Below are 20,881 nucleotides of genomic sequence, written 5' to 3'. Positions count from 1 at the left end.
TTTTTTGTTTATTTATTTTCCTGGTTTAAAACCAGCTTTTTGCTCAGGTAATTAAACCTTAAATATAACATTAATGCCGAAGCTGTTAAACCGGCAAGTAATCCAAGCCAGATCCCCATACTTCCAAGCATATCGGCTTTTCCGTAGAAATAAGAAACCGGGAATCCTATGATCCAGTATGCAATAAAGCAGATTAGCGTCGGGATCTTCACATCCTGAAGGCCTCTAAGGGCTCCCAATATTACCACCTGTAAACCGTCACTCAGCTGAAATAAAGCAGCTACAATAAGCAGCTGGGCAGCCAACAGGATCACTTCAGTATTGTCAATATAGAAACCGGGCAGCAGGTCCTTAAGTAATATAAACCCGACGGCAAACACCGCTTCGATAAGAAAGACCAGTAAAAATGTTGAAAAGGCGATACGCCTGAGATCCTTAAAATGTTTTAGTCCTTTTTGATTACCAACCCTTATGGTTGCCGTCACCCCAAGACCCACCGCGATCATAAAGGTCATCGAAGCCAAATTAAGCGCTATCTGATTTGCCGCCTGCGGATTGGTTCCCAGCGTTCCGGCAAGAAAAACAGTAGCCGTAAAAATGGCCACTTCAAATAACATTTGCAGAGCAGTTGGAAAACCCAAAGACAAAAGACGCTTAAAAACACCTGAATTTAGATGTTCCTTCTTACTCCACACGAAATAAGCGGCAAACTTATCCTTCCTTCTGAGGATCTCCCACACGAACCATAGCATAAAGAACCTTGAAATGAGTGTTCCTATTGCCGCTCCCTGCAGTTCCAGCCTTGGAAAGATCCAGATCCCGTAAATAAGCAGGTAGTTAAAGACCACATTCACCACATTAGACAGGATAGTGGCATACATTGCATAACGGGTTTGTGAGAGTCCGTCGGCAAACTGTTTGAAGGCCTGAAAGATCATTAAGGGTATCATCGAAAATGCCACGATCTCAAGATAAGGAATTGCCAGTTCGACCACCTCGGGCGGCTGGTCCATATAATACAGGACAGGTTTAGCTACAAGCAAAGCCAGGAACAGAAATATTCCGTTAAGAGCACAAAGGATAATACCGTGGTGAAAATAGCTTCTTCCCGTCTCTAAATCTCCCGAACCATCGGCTTCAGCAATTAGAGGGGTTATGGCAAATGAAAAGCCTATCCCCAGGGAAAGTGCGATAAAGACCAGGCTGTTTCCCAAAGAGACCGCTGCCAGAGGAGCCGCCCCAAGCCTTCCTATCATCAGGTTATCCACAAGACCAACCAGAACATGACCCAGCTGCCCCAGCATTACCGGGTAGGCAATGTTCAGGTTCTTACTAAATTCTTTTGTGTAAGCGGATAACTGCACAGTTCAAAATTTAATCGGCAAAGATAGTATGTTTTATTGGTGTTGAAATTTAATCTTGGGAAATTATTAAGCGGAAAAATAAAAAGGCTTCCCTTAAGGGAAGCCTTTTTGCTGAAGTTATCCAAACTTCTAATATTTATCTTCAGGAGTGGTATCAATTTGCCTTACCCCGTACTTATCTACAAGATAAATAAGGGAAGTCATTGTTGCCGCTCCCAGTTCCAGTTCTCTTTTATTCACGTGCTCGAAAGTATCGTTTGCTGCGTGGTGATGATCAAAGTAGCGTTGAGAGTCCGGACGTAAACCTGCCAGTACAATATCACCTTCTTTTTCTTTAAGCGGTCTTACATCTGCTCCACTTCCACCAAGTTCAAAATAATGAATAAGGTATGGTTCAAAAAGCGGCTTCCAGCTTTCAATTTGTGCAAACTGCGCTTTATCTGCATCAAATGCAAAACCACGGGGGGTAAATCCTCCTGCATCGCTCTCTAAAGCAAAAATATGCTTCTCTCCTTTTTCCTTCGCCACCTCGGCATACTTATTCCCTCCGCGAAGACCGTTCTCCTCGTTCATAAACAATACCACGCGAATGGTTCTCTTCGGCTTATAATTGATCTCCTTCATAAGGCGTAAAACCTCCATAGACTGAACCACTCCGGCGCCATCATCGTGAGAGCCGTCACCAAGGTCCCAGGAATCCAGGTGTCCGCCAACTACCATAATCTCCTCGGGATGTTCAGAACCAGTGATCTCTCCAATCACATTATAAGACTGAACATCTTCGTGCTGCTCACAATTAAGTTTGAAATAAACCTCCGCATCCTTATCCAGTTTCAAAAGGCCGCTTAAGTATTCCGCATCGTTGGTGCTTACAGCTGCTGCAGGGATCCTGTTCTCAACCGGAGTATCCCCATAACTCATAGAACCGGTATGCGGCAGGTCGTCCTGCCTAAGATTCATAGATCTTACGATCACGCCAACAGCTCCGTATTTTGCGGCTTCTTTAGCTCCTGAATACCGCTGGTCCACACAGCCACCATAAGCTTCAAAAGTATGAATGAGATCGGGACGCATTGGGCGGTTATAGAAAACGATTTTGCCTTCTATCTGTTCCTTGCCGTAAAGTTTAAGGTCTTCTATGCCCTGTACTTCGATCACTTCCGCCTTAGTTCCTCCATCAGGAGTAGCTATAGATCCGCCAAGAGCACATATATTGATATTCCTGGTGGTACCGGGTTCAGTTTCCACATAAGCAAACTCCCTGGCGCCACGGGTCCATTTGGGCACCATTACCGGCTGAAGCCATACCTTGTCCAAACCAAGTTTCTCAAGTTCAGCCTTGGTATATTCTACCGCCTGCTGGGCATTTAAAGACCCGGAAAGCCTGCCACCTATCTCATTAGACAGATGGTCCAGCCAGTCATAACTCTTCCCTTGCATAAGGGACATATCATATATTTTCCTTAGGTTTAATGAATCCTCCTGAACAGAGGTCACCTGTGAATTAGAAAACTGAACACTCAATAAAGCAATAACGGCTATAAATAATCTTCCCATCGAAAACTGTTTTTTTTGCTAATTAAAAACAATTTTGGCTAAATAAGTACCGGTTTACTTATCTTTTTCCAGGATCTGCCTGTATTCTTCAAGGTTCTTTCTGATCTCGGGGCTAAGTTCGGGCTCCCGGACATCTTTATAATCGTTGAGGTTTTCCCAAAGAATTCTGGCCACTAGATATCTCGCAGTCGGCTTATGGTTAGCAGGTATTACGTACCAGGGCGCCTTCTCTTTGGACGTATTGTTAATGGCTTCCTGGTAGCTGAACATATAGTTCTCCCAGAGTTCCCTTTCTTTCAGGTCTCCCGGGGAAAATTTCCAGTTCTTATTAGGTTTCTCCAGCCTGCGCAATAATCGTTGGCGTTGTTCCTCTTTAGACATATGAAGGAAAAATTTAAATATAATGGTCCCGTTATCGGCCACCGTACTTTCAAACTCCCTTATCTGGTCAAATCGCTTTTCCCAGAATTTTTCATTCACATCATTTAACTCAGAAATATCCGGCAAATTTTCATTGAGGATATATTCCGGGTGCACCCTGGTAACCAGCACATTTTCATAATGACTCCGGTTAAAGATCCCGAACTTTCCGCGTTGGGGTAAGGCTATATAATGTCTCCACAGGTAATTGTGACTCAACTCCAGCTTACTTGGCACTTTAAAGCTGTGAACAACCACACCCCTGGAATTAAACCCCTTAAACACCTCCCTTATCAAACTATCCTTTCCCGAAGTATCCATTCCCTGAAAACAGAGAAGCACAGCATATTTCCCGTGGGCATATAAGGCATCCTGCCAGTCTGCGAGTTTTTTTCGGATCCCGTCAAGCTCGTCCTCAATCTTATATTCCGGAGCCTCAAGATCCAGATCTGTTGACATGCTTTTAAGGTCAATCTCTTCGGTAACCCTGAATTCAGAAGTCTTTATGTCTTTCATATTCGCCTGTTGATACTTAAAGATACGATCTTTAAAACACATATTTTTGTTATCTTCGCCGAAAAAGAAATCAGGCTTGGATACAGAATACAGACAGGAAATAATCGAGAAGGTAACCACTCTTTTAAAAGAGATTCCTTCCTCTATGGATGTGGTAAAAAAAGGGGGAAACCGTCACCAAAGGTTTAAAACCTTGGCGACACATATGGTAGATAAAGCCATAGAAAAAGATGCCCTTATTGTTTCTGAAAACGGAAAAGGAATCGCGATCCTGTTCAAGACCAACCGAAAAGACGGCAATTTCTGGAAAGAAATATGGACCCAGCTTGGACTTGTGATTAAGGTTACAGGTATTAGCAACGCCCTGGAGATCCTTAAAACTCAGAATTACATTAAGGAACAACGCCCGAAAGAGGGTGATTATCTGTATTGCTGGTTCTGGGGAATTTTAGCCGACTCGAGAGGTGCGGACACCCAGGTAGGGAAAGAGATGAAAGACGAATTCTACCGCCGCGCCAGGGAATATAAATTACCGCTTTATGCTGAGACCAGAATGCGAAAAAATGCTCTGGTATACCAGCGTTTCGGTTTTGAATTGTTCCACGAATGGAATCATCCAAGCGGAGATACCATGTATTTCCTTAGATACATCCCGGATACTATGAAAGAGTAATCTCTTTTACTTTTTATTTTCTAGAATTTACTGGCAAAGAGCTTCACATCATCTTCGGTTACTTCTTTCCCGCCAAGTATGATGAGTCTTTCCACCACATTTCGAAGTTCCCTGATATTCCCCCGCCAGTCATAATCTTTAAGGACATTTAACGCCCCTTCAGTAAACTCTTTTTTATTGGTACCGTGTTCCTGGCTTATCTTATCACTAAAGTAATCTACCAGCAACGGGATATCCTCTTTTCTTTCATTAAGCGGCGGAACCTCTATAAGGATCACTGCAAGACGATGATAAAGATCTTCCCTGAATTTCTTATCTTCTATTTCCTTGCGCAGGTCTTTATTGGTGGCAGCGATCACGCGTACATCAATCTTGATATCCTTATCACTTCCTACCCTGGAGATTTTATTTTCCTGAAGTGCCCGCAGCACCTTTGCCTGAGCCGAAAGGCTCATATCCCCTATCTCATCAAGAAAAATGGTCCCTCCGTTAGCCGCTTCAAACTTCCCAGCCCTGTCTTTATTGGCTGAAGTAAAAGCTCCTTTTACGTGTCCAAAAAGCTCACTTTCTATTAGTTCTGAAGGGATAGCAGCACAATTCACCTCTATCATAGGCCCTTTAGACCTTTCACTCTTCTGATGCAGCCAGTGGGCCACAAGCTCTTTTCCGGTCCCGTTAGGTCCCGTGATCAAAACCCTGGCATCTGTGGGCGCAACTTTCTCAATTAGTTCTTTAATCCGCTTTATAGCATCAGATTCCCCGATCATCTGGTAATTCTTACTTACCTTCTTTTTGAGACGGGTGTTCTCCTGAACCAGTTCCTTTCTGTCCAAAGCATTCCGAACGGTATTTAAAAGGCGATTAAGGTCAGGCGGTTTCGAAATATAATCGAAAGCTCCTAACTTCATCGTATTTACCGCGGTATCAAGGTCGCCGTGACCGGAGATCATCACTATAGGTATTTCAGGTTTGATCTTTTTTAAAGCCTCAAGTACTTCTACCCCGTCCATTTTCGGCATTTTAATGTCGCACAGCACGAGGTCAAAATCTTCCTGCTTGATCTTTTCAATTCCTTCAAGTCCGTCTTCAGCTTCCTCTACCGAATAATTATCACTCTCTTCGGTCAGGATCTTTACAAGAACCCTTCTAATTGCTGCTTCGTCTTCTATTAATAAAATTCTGGCCATTATAAAATACTGAATTTTAGTCCGCCCCGGGTATAAAAGGAGTTGTCCTTATTAATGGTATAAAGATCATCCAGATTGTCGTCTCTAAGGCGTATATCGTTAATTAAAGTGTAGCCGGCGTAGGCATAGAACGAAAGATGTTCGGTAAAATTATACTCATATCCCAGCCCCGTCAATAAAACGGTCATTGAGATACTTTCTGCAAATTCTGTATTGGCAGGATTCCTTGGAGCCACATCAAATTTTTCCTGAATATTGGCAAAGAACCCGTCTAAGGTCACAAAAGCCTGCATCGAATGCTTGTTATTAAAATAATGCTTCATGTTTACCTTGGGAATCCCGACCGTATAAGACCATTTCGGGTCGAAACGTCTGTAGTAATTCAAAATCGGTAAGGGAAAAGGGAAACCCGTGGTGGTGGAATATTTAAGACCAAAGATAAGTCTCCAGGGAATCTCAGCTTCTTCATCCCTGTTCACAAAGTATATCCCACCGGTATAGATAAGATCGTCCTTTTTCAATTCTCCACTGGAAAAGTTGGATGCTACCTTCACCCCTCCATCTGCACCAAAGCGCCAGTTCTTACTGAACTTAAAGGTATATGCCAATGTGGCCGTAAAAGATTGAAACCTGTCCAGATCGAAAGTGTCGAAGTTTTCAGGATCTTCATATTTAAAGTTAACATTGCGGTATTCCAGACCCGGTACAAGATAGGCTCCTTTATCGTTCAATTCTATTGGGAAGTTCACAAAGGTGCGAAACCTTCTGAAGGAATTATCTGAACCGCGCTGCGGGAAATATGTATATTCTACTCTGGCAAGATCTGTAGGTTGCGCCAGAGAAGGCAGGGATACAAGCAATACTAAAATCGCGAATAAAAACTTATGTGTTTTCTTCATTATCCGGTTGTTTTTCGGTTGCGCGTTGATTGGGGTAATACATATGTACGTCTCGCTGAGGAAACGGAATAGTAATGTCGTTCAATCTGAATTTCTTATCTATTCTAAATCTCAATTCACTCTTTACCTTAGGATCCACGAAACTATCGGCCGTATAAAAATGAAGCCCGAACAGGAGTGCAGAATCCCCAAAATCTTCAAATAAGATAAATGGTTCCGGATTCTTTAATATTCCCTTCTGCTCCTTAGCACAATCCAGTAAGATCCTCTTCACCTTTTCGGTATCGCTTCCATAAGCCACTCCAACCTTTACGGCTTCCCGTGTAGTCTTATGGTTTTGTGTATAATTATAGACCGTATCACTAATAAACTTGTGATTTGGAATGATCATCACCTTATCGTCCCTGGTAAGCGCCCTGGTGGTCCTGAGCTTTATTTCGAAAACCCGGCCAACACGGCCGTCTATTTCTATAATATCGCCAACCAGAAGCGACTTATCAAGAATAATAAAAATACCTCCTATTACATCCTGAAAAAGCTCCTGTAAAGCTAAACCAATACCTACAAATAGTGCAGCCGAAGCTGTTAAAAGTATTGTAATATCTATACCTGCCGAGCTTAGGGTGATCAGAATAACAATCACATAAACTATGTATCTTATGAACTTGAAGACGCTTATGAACTTCATCTTATCATCTTCAAGAAGCTTGCTGGTAATAAAAGATCTCAGCACCCGCAAAACGATTCCCGTAAGCACAAAGGCCACGACCATTAACAGGATAAGTCCAACGGTAATAACAATAGGATGATCTCCACCCACATTATAGGTAAGCAGTTCAAAATTCCAGAAATCCTTTAAGGCTCCCCAGATATCCTGTTCAATTACTTCCTTTATATTTTCGGTAGCCCCCTGTTCCTGCATCTAATTAATATTTAAGCCATTTATAGATCTCTTTGTAGCTTGCCTTTTTTCCATACATCAGTATTCCCACCCTGTAAATCTTCGCTGCAAGCCAGACCACGCCAAGATTAGTGATCACCAATAAAGCTACAGAAATCGCTATTTCCCACCAAGGTACTCCAAAAGGTATACGCATTAACATCACTATGGGGGAAGTTAAAGGGATCATTGAAAAAATAGTTGAAACGCTGCCGTGAGGGTTTTCTATAACGGCAAAGAAGCCTACATAAATGCCCAGCATTAACGGCAAAATAACCGGAAACATAAACTGCTGGGTATCTGTTTCACTGTCTACGGCCGCACCAATGGCAGCATAAATAGCACTGTACAGAAAATAACCTCCTATAAAATAAATCAAAAAGAAGAAAAGAAGGTTAAATATGGGCAATCTTGCCACATCAAGGATTAGCTGTGCGATTTCAGGCTGTGGTAAGTCCTGAATACTTTGAGCCGCTGGAGTATTCATCTCGGATGGATCTATTCCGAAAAACATTGAAACTCCCCATAGCAGGATCGTTCCAAAAAACACCCAGATACTAAACTGCGTAATCCCTGCAAGAGAGGTTCCCAAAACCTTCCCCATCATAAGCTGAATTGGTTTAACCGAAGAAACAATGATCTCAATAATACGATTGGTCTTTTCTTCAATAACACTCCGCATCACCATATTCCCGTAAATAATTATGAACATCATTAAGAGGTATCCGGAGGCGCCTCCAAAGAACATCTTGATGTAACCAGACATTTTAGAGGTTCGCTCTCCTGAAAAATTCTGTATTCGCACGGTAACATCAGCCTTTGCGGCTTCGAACTCCGAAATATCTACTCCGCGGGATATCAGTTCATTCTGCGTCAGCCTGTCAGCAATAATTTTTTCTATGTTCTGAACCGTTCCCAGGCCCGGAGACTCTTCGCCGTAAAATTCTACTGCCCCGGCGAGTTCAGATTCATTTCTTGTCTGGGGTATATAAATAAGTCCGTAATATTCCTGCTCCACTACCGTTTTTCTGGCTTCCTCAAGACTTCGGTTCGAGAAATCCAGGTATTGAAGCTGTTCAGAATCTTTAAACTCGCTGGTAAAAAGACCGGTCTCATCATAGATCCCGATAATTCGCTGCTCGCTGCTGTTGATCATACTCAAATAAGCAATAAGCATAATCATCCCCACAAGAATAAGCGGACTCAAAAAAGTCATAATTATAAAGGTCTTGTTCCTGATTCGTGCCAGGTACTCCCTTTGAATAATGAGTCTGAGATTACGCATTCTGTGTTACGGTTTTTATAAAGATATCGTTCACGGAAGGAATCACCTCCACAAAATGATTGATTTTAGCCTTTGTTAAAAGATACTGCAGAAGATCGTTAGGATTTTCGTGCTCCTGTAATTTTATGCTGACCTTAAGATCATCGTTTATACTTTTAAAGCTTGCCGGACCAATTTCAAACTTGTCTCTAAGCTCTGCAAGCAGTACCTCATCGCTTGCAGCTTCCAGGCCAACTTCATAGGTATTGGACTTGTATTCGCGTTTGATCTCAGAAACTTTTCCGTCCAGGATCTTATTCGATTTATGAAGGAGGGCCATATAATCGCATAACTCCTCAACACTTTCCATTCGATGGGTTGAAAAAAGAATGGTTGCTCCTTCTTCCTTTAACTTAAGGATCTCATTTTTTATAATACCGGCATTTACAGGATCAAATCCGCTGAAAGGTTCATCAAAAATAAGCAGTTTTGGATTATGTAAGACTGTGATGACGAACTGTACCTTTTGCGCCATCCCTTTGGAAAGTTCCTGGATCTTCTTGTCCCACCAGTCCATAATATCCAGCTTCTCAAACCAGTATTGCAAACGCTCTTTAGCTTCGCCCTTGCTCAGTCCTTTTAACCTGGCCAGGTAGAGAGCCTGTTCACCAACCTTCATAGACTTATACAAACCTCTTTCTTCCGGTAAATATCCTATATGGGCAATATCATCGGGTTGTAAGGGCTGGCCGTCAAGATAAATCACCCCTTCATCGGGCATTGTGATTTGATTGATAATTCTTAACAAGGTAGTTTTACCGGCCCCGTTTGGTCCCAGTAAGCCAAAGATACTGCCACGCGGAACCTCGATCGAAACATTATTTAGCGCAGTAAAATTCCCAAATCGCTTGTAGATATTTTCTGCCACCAAAAGATTCTCCATAAATGCTTTTTCCAGAATCGTAAATATATTGAAATAGGCTGAGAGTCCTTTTGGATTAAGAAGATTTTATAATTTTAAGAAAGGCCCTAAAAAACAAAACCCACCCTTATTGACATAAGGATGGGAAAAAAATTGCTATGAAAAAGAAAAATTATCACTAAAAGACTTAGTGATAGTCAAATATATAAATTTTTTCTTAAAACGGGAGTTTTAAGAAAACATATCTTTAACTTTTTCAAAGAATGATTTGTCGCTTTTCTCAGGGTTTGGCTGGAAATTCTCGTCATCTGCCATCCTTTCAAAAAACTCTTTTTGTTCACGGGAAAGCGTCTTAGGGGTCCACACATTAACGTGAACCAGCAGATCTCCTTTTCCATATCCATTCAGGCTGGAAATACCTTTTCCGCGAAGTCGAAGAATTTTTCCAGACTGGACTCCTTCTTCTACCTTTATACGCACTTTTCCTGAAACGGTATCTATTTCTTTTGAAGTTCCCAGGGCAGCTTCAGAATAACTGATATATAGGTCATAATGCAGGTTATTACCTTCTCTTTGAAGACTTGGGTGCTCTTTTTCTTCAATAGCCACCAAAAGGTCTCCCGGGAATCCGTCTCCCGGTGCCTCGTTACCTTTTCCGGCAATCTTCAGCTGCATTCCGTCTTCAACCCCTGCTGGAATTTTAATTGAAACGGTCTCTTCACTCATAAGAAGCCCCTGTGCGTCTGCTCCTTCGGGTTTCTTATCTATTATTTTTCCAGACCCACTACAGGTGGTACAAGGTGAAGCGGTTTGCATTCTACCTAATATGGTGTTGGTCACTCGTGTTACCTGCCCGGCACCGCCACAGGTACCACAGGTTTTATATGTGGTTCCCGGAGCCTGAACTTTTCTCTTAACCTTGATCTTTTTCTCGACTCCGTTGGCAATCTCTTCGAGAGTAAGTGAAACCCTTATTCTCAGGTTGCTTCCCTTAGCACGACGCTGGCCACCGCCAAATCCGCCGAAACCGGAGAAGCCGCCGCCAAAACCGCCGCCGCCGAAGATATCACCAAACTGGCTGAATATGTCGTCCATATTCATACCTCCGCCGCCACCGAAGCCACCGCCTTCAAATGCCTGGTGACCAAACCTGTCGTAACGGGCTTTCTTATCTTCATTACCTAATACTTCATATGCTTCTGCAGCCTTCTTGAACATATCTTCGGCCTTGGCATCTCCCGGATTCTTATCGGGATGATACTTAATGGCCATCTTTCGATATGCTTTCTTGATCTCGGCTGCTGAAGCGCCCTTACTTAATCCTAATATTTCGTAATAATCCTCTTTCATGGTTTATTTTTGCGGGTTCTAAAAGCGGTTTTATTTTCCGGTAACTACTTTTGGGTAACGAATTATTCTTTCGCCCAATTTGTAGCCCTGCTCTACTACATCAACTATCTTGCCTTTTAATTTATCTGAAGGTGCTGGAATTTGTGTAATAGCTTCGTGAATATCGGCATCAAAGGTGTCGCCTTCCTTCACTTCTACCGGCTCAAGGCCTTTGCTTTTAAGAGTTTCCTTGAATTTGTTGTGTATAAGTTCTACCCCCTGTAACAGATTCTTATCCTCGGTCTTCCTGATCTCATTCAGGGCCCGGTCAAAATCGTCAAGTACAGGCAGTAAAGCTGTCATTACTTCCTGGTTGGCAGTCTTAAAAAGCTCCAGTCGCTCCTTGGAAGTACGTTTTTTATAGTTTTCAAATTCGGCAAAAAGTCGAAGAAACTTATCTTTTTCCTTCTGAACTTCTTCTTTCAACAGTTCTTCTTCAGAAAGCGTTTCACCGTCTTCCTGCTTTCCCTTTTCGGCATTGTTATCTTCAACTTCTTCAATTGCCTGATCTATGGTATCTTCAACCTGGTCTTTTACCATTTCTTCTTTCTCAGATATATCTTTCTTTTTTTTAGTCATCTTTTCCGCATTTAATTATGTGCACAAGGAGTCAAAAGTATTGCCAATCATTTCAAAATGTCAAAATGTCACAAGATTTTTTTAATATTTATTTATGAGTTTTTGCAAAGGCCTTACCTTAATTTTGCCCGTCAACAAAAAAACTAAATATTAGAGATATGAAAAACATCTTTTTAAAGACATTCGTAATTGCTGCTTTCAGCCTTGGGTTCACAAGCTGCAAAAATAACTCAAATAATGATGCTGGAGTTGAAGAAGCCAAAGCAACAGCCGATGCTACTGCTCAGGCTGCCGAATACAGCGTGGACACTGCAAGTTCTGTAATAGACTGGACAGGTGCCAAGCCTACAGGCGAACATACCGGTACTATCAAGATCGCTGAAGGAACCTTTAAGGCTTCCGACAGTGTAATTGAAAGCGGAAACTTTGTAATTGACATGAAAAGCATCAACGTAACTGATCTTGAAGGTGATGACAAAAAAGACCTTGAAGCTCACCTGAAAGGAACTGTTGAAGGGAAAGAAGGAGATTTCTTTAATGTAAATAAATATCCTGAAGCTACTTTCGTAATCACAGGTCTTACCGAAGAAGAAGGTCAGGCGATTATGGAAGGGAACCTTACCATTAAGGAGGAGACCAAGAACATTTCATTTCCTGTGACCATTGAGAGAAACGAAAATGAAATAAACATCACCAGCCAACCTTTCTCTATAGACAGGACCAACTGGAAAGTGAATTATGGCTCTAAATCTGTATTCGATGGTTTAGGAGATAAATTCATTAATGATGAAATCGAATTAACGATAGACATCAACGCTTCTAAAGCATAAGTTCATTCAATGGATTAAAAAAAAGCCGCCTCATCGGGCGGCTTTTTTAATTATATAAGATCACCCAGAGCCTTACAGACATTGGTATATTTAAACCGGTAGCCGCTGGTTTCTATTTTTTCGCTGCTCACCAGCTGGCTGGCAAGAACGATTCGGGACATTTCACCCAGCATCGCTTTCAGGACCACAGAGGGTACTTTTGGAATCCACAGGGGTTTCCCCATTTCCCTGGCCAGTTTTTGAACCAGTTCTTTATTGGTAACGGGATTTGGAGCCACGGCATTGTAGACCCCGGTAAGATTATATTCCAGAGCGTGCATAAAGATCCCGGCAACATCCTCTATATGAATCCAGGACTGCCATTGTTTACCACTACCTAAAGGAGCTCCAACACTAAAATTCATAGGATCTTTAAGCTTCTGAAGCATTCCACCTTCTTCGGCAAGAACAAGCCCAATCCTGATCTTTGCCACATCTAAGCCGAGATCCTCAAAATTATTGATACTTTCTTCCCACTTCACCACGACTTCTCCCAGAAAAGAGTCGTCTACTCCTTTATGTTCTTCGGTGTATAATTTCTGAAGGGAACTCGGGTATACTCCAATGGCACTGGCCGAAATGATCTGTTTCACATCATTCTCGAATTTATCCAGGGTTTTGTACAGTAAATGGGCAGTTTCGGTGCGGCTTTTTACGATCTTTTCTTTATAACTGGGAGTCCAGCGCTCTGCGATATTGGCTCCAACCAGGTTTATGATCGTATCCACACCCTCTATTGCAGCTTCATCTATTACGCCTTGCATAGGATCCCAGTAAAAACCCTTGTAGTCTTCCCTATTCTCGAGTTTATTTTTACTGGTGGTAAGATAATGGACCTCTATCCCTTTTTCGATACAGCTTTCAACTATATGGGATCCAATCAAACCCGTTGCACCAGTTATTAAAACACGCATTTTTTTATTTACAATATACATACTGAGCGGGCAGCCTGCTAAATTTTATTAGAGGTTTAACAGCAAATCTTAGTGGTTTTTTAATGCTCTTAACATTTCGCGCTTACCAGGAGGCCCGGGCAAACGCTCTACCTGAAAACCAACCGCCTGCATAGCCCGCCGTACACTTCCTTTAGCTGAATAGGTAACTAATACCGAGCCTGGTTTCATTGCCCTGAACATTATCCCGAAGATCTCTTCAGTCCATAGCTGGGGCTGAACCCTGGCTCCAAAGGCATCAAAATACACCAGATCAAATTGAGCAACATCATCGATCTCCTGAAATTTCTTCTGCCGCTTACTCAAACTGAAATTCTCTGAGATTTTAAAGCTCTTTTCCCATTCGGTTTCGTGAAGTCTCATAAACAAATCCTTCCGCTCTGAAGCCTTAAGCGCCTGAGGATAATTCAGATTTTCTATTTCTGAAGTTTCTACCGGGTAGGCTTCAATCCCGCAATAAGACACATCAAGCCCCAGTTTTTCAGCCTCCAAAGCAGTAATAAACGCATTAAGTCCCGTGCCGAAACCAATTTCCAGAACAGACAATTCTTTTTTTTGGTAGTTCTCCACAAACCAGTGAAGCCCGGTTTTGATAAAAACGTGAATGGCTTCCTGTACCGCGCCGTGTTTGGAGTGATATTGTTCATCCCAGTCCGGGAGGTGTATGGTTACAGAACCATCGGCGGTCTTTATTATTTTTCTTTCCAATTTTTTCCGGCTTTATAAAATGTCTAATCTCCTTCAGTTCCTTCTCTCAGAAAACCTACTTTTCGCATTAAAATAATGCTTCTCCTAAGGATTTCAGTATATTAGGAGATCACTGACACAAACCCCAAATTTACCAAAACTTTAGATTTTGATTCTGCTTTAAATTGGGTAAATTTGTTCAACTAAACTTTATACAATGAAAAACCACACTTCCACCCTTGATATAGTAAAAGCTTCCAAATCTAAAATTGAAGACACTGACTTTGAAAACCTGACTTTCGGAAAAGTTTTTACTGATCATATGATGGAGTGTGATTATGTTGACGGTGCCTGGCAAACGCCAAAGATAAAGCCTTATGGCCCTCTGCAGCTGGATCCTTCCGCCAAGGTCTTCCATTACGGACAGGCCGTTTTTGAAGGAATGAAAGCCTTTAAAGATAAGGATGACCATATCTGGCTATTCAGACCGGACGAGAACTTCAGACGAATCAACAGGTCCAGCGAAAGGCTTGCGATCCCGGCCTTCCCGGAGGAATATTTCTTTTCAGCCTTAGAAGAGTTATTGAAAATTGACAAGGACTGGATTAAAAAAGGCTTCGGAAACTCTCTTTATATCAGGCCTTTCGTAATAGCTACCGAAGAAGGCGTATCTGCCGCTCCGGCCAAGAAATATAAGTTTATGATCATCTGCTCTCCTGCACAGGCCTATTACAGCGGTGAGGTGAGAGTTCAGTTTTCAGAAAAATACAGCCGTGCTGCCGATGGTGGTGTTGGATTTGCTAAAGCTGCCGGGAACTATGCCGCACAGTTCTACCCGACAAATCTCGCTAAAGATGCCGGTTTCCAGCAGGTGATCTGGACAGATGCCAATACACATGAGTATCTTGAGGAAGCAGGAACAATGAACATTTTCTTCCGTGTGGGAGACAAACTCATTACGGCACCTACAAGCGACAGAATCCTTGACGGAGTGACACGAAAAAGTGTCATTACCCTTGCTGAGGAATTCAATATCCCTTTAGAGGTAAGACGTGTTAAGGTGAAAGAGATCATAGATGCCGCTAAATCCGGCGAGTTAAAAGAGATCTTCGGAACCGGAACTGCTACGGTTATCAACCCTATCAGAGGTTTTGGATATGCCGGTGAGAAATACGAGCTGCCAAAACTGGAAGATTCTTATGCCAAGGTCTTTAAAGATAAGCTGATGAAAATTCAGTATAACGAAACCGAAGACAAGTACGGCTGGAGATACGCCGTAAAATAAGCTGATTTTATTTAGGAGGAAATAAGACCGGCAACCGGTAAGATTGGTCATTTTCTGGTTTCCCTGAAGGGTTCGCTCTTTCAAAAACCAGATACCCCCTCTCATCATCGGGTGCACTATCAAATGTCATCCTGCTGTTAAATGGGACAAAATCACTGGTCATCCAGTTGCCTTCTGCTTCAATGGAGCTTTCCGCAAGGATCTTGTTATCCTTATCGACAAGTTTTAAAGGAGCAGTGCCCTCAAAAAACCAGAACCCCTTTGCTTTTCCCGAAATTTTAAGCGGAGATTTCACCTCGATATTGGGAAGAGGCCTATCCACCTTAATAATATTGGACACCTTCCTGCCCTCCTTTACTTTCGAGAACTTAAAATCCTCAAGGATCTTTTTCAGGGATTTATAGCTATTCTCATTTATTTCTCCTGTAAACTTAATGATGTCACTCCCCATTGGATCACAACCCTCCATTGGTTTTTTTTCACCTGTGCCACTATCTTCACACTCAGCCTTAAAAGCATCGGCCTTAAAATGAACAAAAACACTTCCATACTCATTCCAGCTCTTGGGAGGATGACTAAATTTTAATTTGAATGCCCAGGGCTCTCCATTTTCCAACAAATAGACCCGGGACTCTTCAGGATCAATATCTTCCTTAAGCTCAAGAGATCCGGACCATTCCAAAAATGAAGAGCTTTTCCCGGAAGGACCATCTACCCCATAGCCCTTTGGCAGAATTGCAATATATCCAATACCGGCTTCCTCATGTATGGCAAAGGGCGGCTTCTCAGAAACAGATCTTTCATAAATATTGATCACCGGAACATCGCCGGGTAAATCTGACCCGGTAGTTATATAATTCTGCGGGTACTTTAACGAGAAGTGCCATTGAGAATTTGAATAGGAATTCAAATTTTGTAAGGAGGTTCCCTTTTTTCCTAATTCAGGCTTTGAAGATTCTTCTTTGTTGTCTTTAGCCTCTTTACAGGAAAATAAAAGGATCAGTAATGAAAGTAACGAAAGCTTGAGTTTCATTTTGATCAATTTTCAGTTCAGTTATTAAACTTAATACAAGAACAAGGATGAAAAAGAAACAAAACGCCAGTTAAAATTCAAAAACTATGGTTTGATAATAAAATTGCGGTTAAACCAGGTCCTGCTTTCCGGAAGTTCTTTTGAAATCCGGCTTTCTGGTATTTCGGCTTCTGAGCCTTAGCTCGGCCGTAATAAACTCATTATGTCTTATATTACTGATGACCGTTTTTACAAACCTCACCGTTAAATATATAAGAAGGAAAAGTACTGGCAAATAAACACTCATTTCGAGATAAGACATCATTTTTTGTTTTCAGGTTGGACCTAAATTTGGCATTAATAAATGAAACCAACTACTGAAATAAGAAAAAATTAGATTTAATTTAATAAAGTTTTAATTACTGTTGAACATACAGCCTTTATCCTAAGGCTCCCAAAAAAGATAAGTTAATATCTCTTAAGCCTCCAGGATGTTCCGGATATCCGGCTTGAAATAATTTGGCCCCTTGAGCACCTTCCCGTCTTCACGGTAAACAGGCTTGCCATCAGCTCCAAGTTTGCTCATATTGCTGGACTGGATTTCCTCAAATACTTCTTCAATTTTATGCTGCATTCCGTGTTCAAGAATGGTTCCACACAATATATATAACATATCCCCAAGGGCATCGGCAACCTCGGTAAGATCATTATTCATTGCTGCTTCAAGGTATTCCTCATTTTCTTCCTTCATCAGGTTATACCTTAGCCTGTTCTTGTTCTCCCCAAGATCGGCTGCGGGAGATTCTTTAATACCAAGACCAAATGCCGAATGAAATTCCCGAACCGCTGCTATTCTTTTTTTCATATTTTCTATACTAATTAGGTTAACTTTGTCTAAAAATAATCAAAATGTTCTCTACCGGTCAACTAATATTTGCCGCTCTTTTTTTCGTCGCTTTTGTGACGATCATTGTTTTTAGTTACAGAAAAGATACCCGCCTTCACAAAAAGTATTATAAAGGAAGTGTGTATGTACTTGTAGGCTTTATTGCATTCATCCTTTTGCTTTTTCTAATCAAGACGCTTTTAGATTACTAGTAATCCCTCTGAAAATACCTATATTAGTGGTCTAATCAACCAATCAGCCTATGAAAATCTTAAAATACCTACTGTTTTTAATCCTTATAATCATCATCGCCGGCTCTATTTATGTGGCAACCAAGGACGGTGAGTTTCAGGTGGAGCAAACGAAGGTGATAGAAGCCCCCCGAGAAATGGTTTATAATGAGGTGAATAATTATAAGAACTGGGAGAATTGGGAGCCGTGGTCACAGGAGTCTGAAGATATGGTGGTTAATTACTTTGAAAAGACCAAAGGTGAAGGGGCAGGATATATGTGGAAGAGTGAAGATATGGGAGATGGCCAGATAAGGACTACCGAGGCGACCCCTTTCAGTAAAATAAACCAGATAATAAGTTTCGACACTCCTTTTGGAGAAACTTCCAGCCAGGTGTACTGGGAATTTGAAGAAGCCGAAAACGGAACAAAAGTAACCTGGGGAATGAAGGGAGAGCAGAGCTTTACCGAAAAACTTATCTTCAGCTTTCAGGATCAGAGCATTTCCGAAATGATGCTTCCCATGTTCGACAAAGGATTGGAAAATATGGAAACCGTTATTCTGAATAAAATGAAGGAATATAATATTAGTGTTGACGGTATAATACAGCACGGTGGCGGATATTATATGTACACGACCACGGCAAGTAAAATGAGCCAGGTTGATGAACGGATGCAAAAAATGATCGCAGATGTTTCTTCCTATATGGAACAGAACAATATTGAAAAGACCGGAAATCCGTTTGTGCTTTACAACGAATGGAATGATGAAAAAGGCACAGCAATCTTTTCAGCAGGGATATTCACCTCCAGTGAGGTAATCACCCCAGCAGAAAGTATGATCTTAAACGATTATCTGCCAAACCAAAAAGTGGTAAAAACTACTCTAAAGGGAGATTATAAGAATTTAAAGGAGGCTTGGGATAAAACTTATGCCTATATCCTGGAAAATGGCCTGGAGGTTAATTCTGAAGCTAATCCGTTTGAAGTATATCTTACCTCTCCGGAACATATTTCGAATCCGGCAAAATGGGTTACCCATATCTATGTTCCGGTAAAATAAAGAAGTAATTCTCTGAAGATATGATCAAGAATGCTTTATTGGTATTTATTGGCGGCGGCTTCGGCAGCGTGCTTCGATTCCTAATTAGCAAAGCCCTGAACAAACAGGCCTTTCCCATACCTTACGGAACTTTAACTGTAAATATTTTAGGAAGCCTAATCCTCGGATTTATTCTGGGGATGGCCCTTAAAAACGACAGCCTGAACAATGCTTCCAATTTTCTTTTAAGCGTAGGCTTTTGTGGTGGCTTCACCACCTTCTCCACTTTTGCATTTGAAAATCAGGCCCTGTTCAGATCTGGCGATTATGTTCATTTTGCCATTTATGCTTTCGGAAGTTTAATTTTAGGCCTCTTGGCCGTTACTTTAGGTGTGTTTTTAACCAAATTCACCTAAGCCTGAAATTCCCATTGAATATTATTCAATTATAAGCACTTTTAAAAATCAACCCCTAAAAAATAGGGGTTGATTTTTATTTATATGTATTTAACATTAAACCACCCCTTTGAATTTAGGGGTGGTTTTTATTTTTTTATATATTTACTCACGTTAAATGAACAATTTATGAAGAAAATTGAAGCCGTTATCAGGAAATCAAAATTTGACGAGGTTAAGAAGGCTCTTCACAAAACAGAAGTGAACTTTTTTAGTTACTGGGATGTTACGGGAGTAGGAAATGAAAAACAAGGCCACGTCTACCGGGGTGTTTCTTATAGCACCAGCGATATACAACGCCGAATGATCTCTGTGGTAGTTTCAGACAACTTTCTGGAAAAAGCAGTTAATGTAATCCTGGAATCTGCCTATACAGGCTCTGTTGGCGATGGGAAAATATTTGTCTCAGACATCCAGGAGGCCTACAGGATAAGAACTAAAGAAAAAGGAACTGACTCCCTAACCTGATAATCTCACAAAAAACTTATACGATGGAAATTCTCACCGTAAATAATATTTGGATGATGATTTGTACCGCTCTGGTATTTTTCATGCATCTGGGTTTTTCCCTGCTGGAAGTAGGCCTGACCCGTCAAAAAAACGCTATTAACATCCTGTTCAAAAACATATTTATTATTTGTACGGGATTAATGATATACGCCATAATAGGCTTTAATCTAATGTACCCGGCTTCCTTTATAGCCGGGGTGATCCCCGACTATTTTACCGGACTTTTTGGGTTAAACCCACCAATAACTAACGGAAGCCTGGACCTTACTTACAATGAAGGATATACCTTCTGGACCGATTTCCTTTTCCAGGGAATGTTCGCTGCCACGGCGGCTACCATTGTTTCCGGGGCAGTCGCCGAAAGGATCAAACTAGGAAGTTTTATGATCTTCTCTGTTATTTACCTTGCAATCGTATACCCTTTAGTGGGTTCTTGGAAGTGGGGAGGCGGTTTCCTTGACACGATGGGCTTTTATGATTTTGCCGGTTCTACCCTGGTTCACTCAGTGGGCGGATGGGCAGCTTTAATTGCCGTATACCTGCTGGGTGCCAGACTCGGGAAATTCGGAAAAGACGGAACCTCCCACGCTATCCCGGGACACAATATACCGCTTGCTACCGCCGGGGTATTAATTCTTTGGCTTGGATGGTTCGGATTTAACGGAGGTTCAGTCCTGTCGGCCGACCCTGCCTTAACTTCAATTACCCTGGTAACCACCTGCCTTGCAGCTGCAGCCGGAGGACTTTCAGCATTCCTTTTCTCTACCTTCAGGTATAAGAATTACGACCTCACAATGTTCCTGAACGGGATCTTGGGTGGACTGGTAGGGATTACCGCCGGGGCCGATCAGATGTCTCCTATGGACGCTGTTATTATTGGCCTTGTGGCCGGGGTATTGATCGTCCTTGCAGTTTCTTTAGTAGATAAGTTTCGCCTTGACGACCCTGTTGGAGCCATCGCTGTTCATCTTGTTTGCGGAATCTGGGGTACCCTGGCTGTTGGTCTCTTCGGAAACCTGGCAGGATGGGAACAGTTCCTTTCTCAATTAGCAGGAGTAACTATAATAGGTGTGTTTTGCAGTTTATCGGCCTTCGTTATTCTTTATGCAATTAAGGCCAGCCTGGGCTTAAGAATGGAGTCAAGAGAAGAAACTGAAGGGCTGGACATACACGAACACGGGATGGATGCCTATGCAGAGTTCGGAATCCCGGAGGAACACTAAGACCAAAGAGATAATTTT

The 20,881-nt window shown here is 41.8% G+C and carries 22 protein-coding genes; 8 read left to right on the top strand and 14 right to left on the bottom strand.

Annotation, left to right across the window (positions count from 1 at the left end):
* Positions 1-8 precede the first annotated feature (8 nt).
* The 3 genes from ACFQ3Q_RS05495 to ACFQ3Q_RS05485 form a co-directional block, all read right to left on the bottom strand.
* Positions 9-1,364, bottom strand: a complete 1,356-nt coding sequence (locus ACFQ3Q_RS05495; RefSeq protein WP_380743726.1) for an MATE family efflux transporter — start codon at positions 1,362-1,364, stop codon at positions 9-11.
* Between the two features lie 129 nt (positions 1,365-1,493).
* Positions 1,494-2,921, bottom strand: a complete 1,428-nt coding sequence (locus ACFQ3Q_RS05490) for a M20/M25/M40 family metallo-hydrolase (protein WP_380743723.1) — start codon at positions 2,919-2,921, stop codon at positions 1,494-1,496.
* A 54-nt stretch (positions 2,922-2,975) separates the two neighbouring features.
* On the bottom strand, positions 2,976-3,857 hold the full coding sequence (locus ACFQ3Q_RS05485; protein ID WP_380745593.1) for a PPK2 family polyphosphate kinase: 882 nt from the start codon (positions 3,855-3,857) through the stop codon (positions 2,976-2,978).
* Between the two features lie 76 nt (positions 3,858-3,933).
* Here ACFQ3Q_RS05485 and ACFQ3Q_RS05480 point away from each other — a divergent pair, with 76 nt between their 5' ends.
* Positions 3,934-4,530, top strand: coding sequence for a hypothetical protein (locus ACFQ3Q_RS05480; RefSeq protein WP_380743721.1), 597 nt, complete (start codon positions 3,934-3,936; stop codon positions 4,528-4,530).
* A 20-nt stretch (positions 4,531-4,550) separates the two neighbouring features.
* On the opposite strand, the gene ACFQ3Q_RS05475 is transcribed toward ACFQ3Q_RS05480, so the two are convergent.
* The 7 genes from ACFQ3Q_RS05475 to ACFQ3Q_RS05445 form a co-directional block, all read right to left on the bottom strand.
* Positions 4,551-5,717, bottom strand: a complete 1,167-nt coding sequence (locus tag ACFQ3Q_RS05475) for a sigma-54-dependent transcriptional regulator (protein WP_380743719.1) — start codon at positions 5,715-5,717, stop codon at positions 4,551-4,553.
* Positions 5,717-6,616 carry a DUF6268 family outer membrane beta-barrel protein gene (locus tag ACFQ3Q_RS05470; protein ID WP_380743716.1) on the bottom strand — a complete coding sequence of 300 codons (900 nt, stop codon included), beginning with the start codon at positions 6,614-6,616 and terminating at the stop codon, positions 5,717-5,719. The genes ACFQ3Q_RS05475 and ACFQ3Q_RS05470 overlap by 1 nt, the downstream gene beginning before the upstream one ends.
* Positions 6,600-7,538, bottom strand: coding sequence for a mechanosensitive ion channel family protein (locus ACFQ3Q_RS05465; RefSeq protein WP_380743714.1), 939 nt, complete (start codon positions 7,536-7,538; stop codon positions 6,600-6,602). Before ACFQ3Q_RS05465 ends, ACFQ3Q_RS05470 begins: the two co-directional genes overlap by 17 nt.
* Before the next feature lie 4 nt (positions 7,539-7,542).
* Positions 7,543-8,841, bottom strand: a complete 1,299-nt coding sequence (locus ACFQ3Q_RS05460; protein ID WP_380743712.1) for an ABC transporter permease — start codon at positions 8,839-8,841, stop codon at positions 7,543-7,545.
* Complete coding sequence (locus tag ACFQ3Q_RS05455) at positions 8,834-9,763, bottom strand: ABC transporter ATP-binding protein (protein ID WP_380743710.1); 930 nt, start codon at positions 9,761-9,763, stop codon at positions 8,834-8,836. Before ACFQ3Q_RS05455 ends, ACFQ3Q_RS05460 begins: the two co-directional genes overlap by 8 nt.
* A gap of 210 nt (positions 9,764-9,973) precedes the next feature.
* A complete protein-coding gene (gene dnaJ / locus ACFQ3Q_RS05450) occupies positions 9,974-11,092 on the bottom strand; it encodes a molecular chaperone DnaJ (protein ID WP_380743708.1) in 1,119 nt (372 codons plus the stop codon).
* A 30-nt stretch (positions 11,093-11,122) separates the two neighbouring features.
* Entirely contained in the window at positions 11,123-11,710 is a 588-nt protein-coding gene (locus ACFQ3Q_RS05445) for a nucleotide exchange factor GrpE (RefSeq protein WP_380743706.1), read from the bottom strand.
* Positions 11,711-11,868: 158 nt separating this feature from the next.
* On the opposite strand from ACFQ3Q_RS05445, the gene ACFQ3Q_RS05440 reads away from it, so the two are divergent.
* Positions 11,869-12,540 (top strand): YceI family protein, encoded by a 672-nt coding sequence (locus ACFQ3Q_RS05440; protein ID WP_380743704.1) that lies wholly within the window; start codon positions 11,869-11,871, stop codon positions 12,538-12,540.
* Between the two features lie 50 nt (positions 12,541-12,590).
* On the opposite strand, the gene ACFQ3Q_RS05435 is transcribed toward ACFQ3Q_RS05440, so the two are convergent.
* Together ACFQ3Q_RS05435 and mnmD are read right to left on the bottom strand one after the other, a co-directional pair.
* Entirely contained in the window at positions 12,591-13,493 is a 903-nt protein-coding gene (locus tag ACFQ3Q_RS05435) for a TIGR01777 family oxidoreductase (RefSeq protein ID WP_380743702.1), read from the bottom strand.
* Positions 13,494-13,562: 69 nt separating this feature from the next.
* Positions 13,563-14,240: a tRNA (5-methylaminomethyl-2-thiouridine)(34)-methyltransferase MnmD gene (mnmD, locus tag ACFQ3Q_RS05430; protein ID WP_380743701.1), complete on the bottom strand. Its 678-nt coding sequence runs from the start codon at positions 14,238-14,240 to the stop codon at positions 13,563-13,565.
* 196 nt (positions 14,241-14,436) lie between these two features.
* Here mnmD and ACFQ3Q_RS05425 point away from each other — a divergent pair, with 196 nt between their 5' ends.
* The gene (locus ACFQ3Q_RS05425; protein ID WP_380743699.1) at positions 14,437-15,504 is read left to right on the top strand and encodes a branched-chain amino acid aminotransferase; all 1,068 of its coding nucleotides are present in this window, start codon (positions 14,437-14,439) and stop codon (positions 15,502-15,504) included.
* Positions 15,505-15,511: 7 nt separating this feature from the next.
* On the opposite strand, the gene ACFQ3Q_RS05420 is transcribed toward ACFQ3Q_RS05425, so the two are convergent.
* Together ACFQ3Q_RS05420 and ACFQ3Q_RS05415 are read right to left on the bottom strand one after the other, a co-directional pair.
* Positions 15,512-16,537: a Gmad2 immunoglobulin-like domain-containing protein gene (locus ACFQ3Q_RS05420; RefSeq protein ID WP_380743698.1), complete on the bottom strand. Its 1,026-nt coding sequence runs from the start codon at positions 16,535-16,537 to the stop codon at positions 15,512-15,514.
* 457 nt (positions 16,538-16,994) lie between these two features.
* On the bottom strand, positions 16,995-17,381 hold the full coding sequence (locus ACFQ3Q_RS05415; RefSeq protein WP_380743696.1) for a pyrophosphohydrolase domain-containing protein: 387 nt from the start codon (positions 17,379-17,381) through the stop codon (positions 16,995-16,997).
* A 44-nt stretch (positions 17,382-17,425) separates the two neighbouring features.
* Here ACFQ3Q_RS05415 and ACFQ3Q_RS05410 point away from each other — a divergent pair, with 44 nt between their 5' ends.
* From ACFQ3Q_RS05410 to ACFQ3Q_RS05390, 5 genes are all read left to right on the top strand, one after another.
* A complete protein-coding gene (locus tag ACFQ3Q_RS05410) occupies positions 17,426-17,614 on the top strand; it encodes a hypothetical protein (protein WP_380743694.1) in 189 nt (62 codons plus the stop codon).
* A 50-nt stretch (positions 17,615-17,664) separates the two neighbouring features.
* Entirely contained in the window at positions 17,665-18,696 is a 1,032-nt protein-coding gene (locus ACFQ3Q_RS05405) for an SRPBCC family protein (RefSeq protein ID WP_380743692.1), read from the top strand.
* A 20-nt stretch (positions 18,697-18,716) separates the two neighbouring features.
* Complete coding sequence (crcB, locus tag ACFQ3Q_RS05400) at positions 18,717-19,091, top strand: fluoride efflux transporter CrcB (protein WP_380743690.1); 375 nt, start codon at positions 18,717-18,719, stop codon at positions 19,089-19,091.
* Between the two features lie 168 nt (positions 19,092-19,259).
* Entirely contained in the window at positions 19,260-19,598 is a 339-nt protein-coding gene (locus ACFQ3Q_RS05395; protein WP_380743688.1) for a P-II family nitrogen regulator, read from the top strand.
* 23 nt (positions 19,599-19,621) lie between these two features.
* Complete coding sequence (locus ACFQ3Q_RS05390; protein ID WP_380743687.1) at positions 19,622-20,863, top strand: ammonium transporter; 1,242 nt, start codon at positions 19,622-19,624, stop codon at positions 20,861-20,863.
* Positions 20,864-20,881 lie beyond the last annotated feature (18 nt).

This window comes from Salegentibacter chungangensis (assembly GCF_042678405.1).
Classification (GTDB): Bacteria; Bacteroidota; Bacteroidia; order Flavobacteriales; family Flavobacteriaceae; genus Salegentibacter_A; species Salegentibacter_A chungangensis.
Note: the sequence above shows the minus strand (reverse complement) of the source record. Positions and strands in the feature narration are given on the sequence as shown.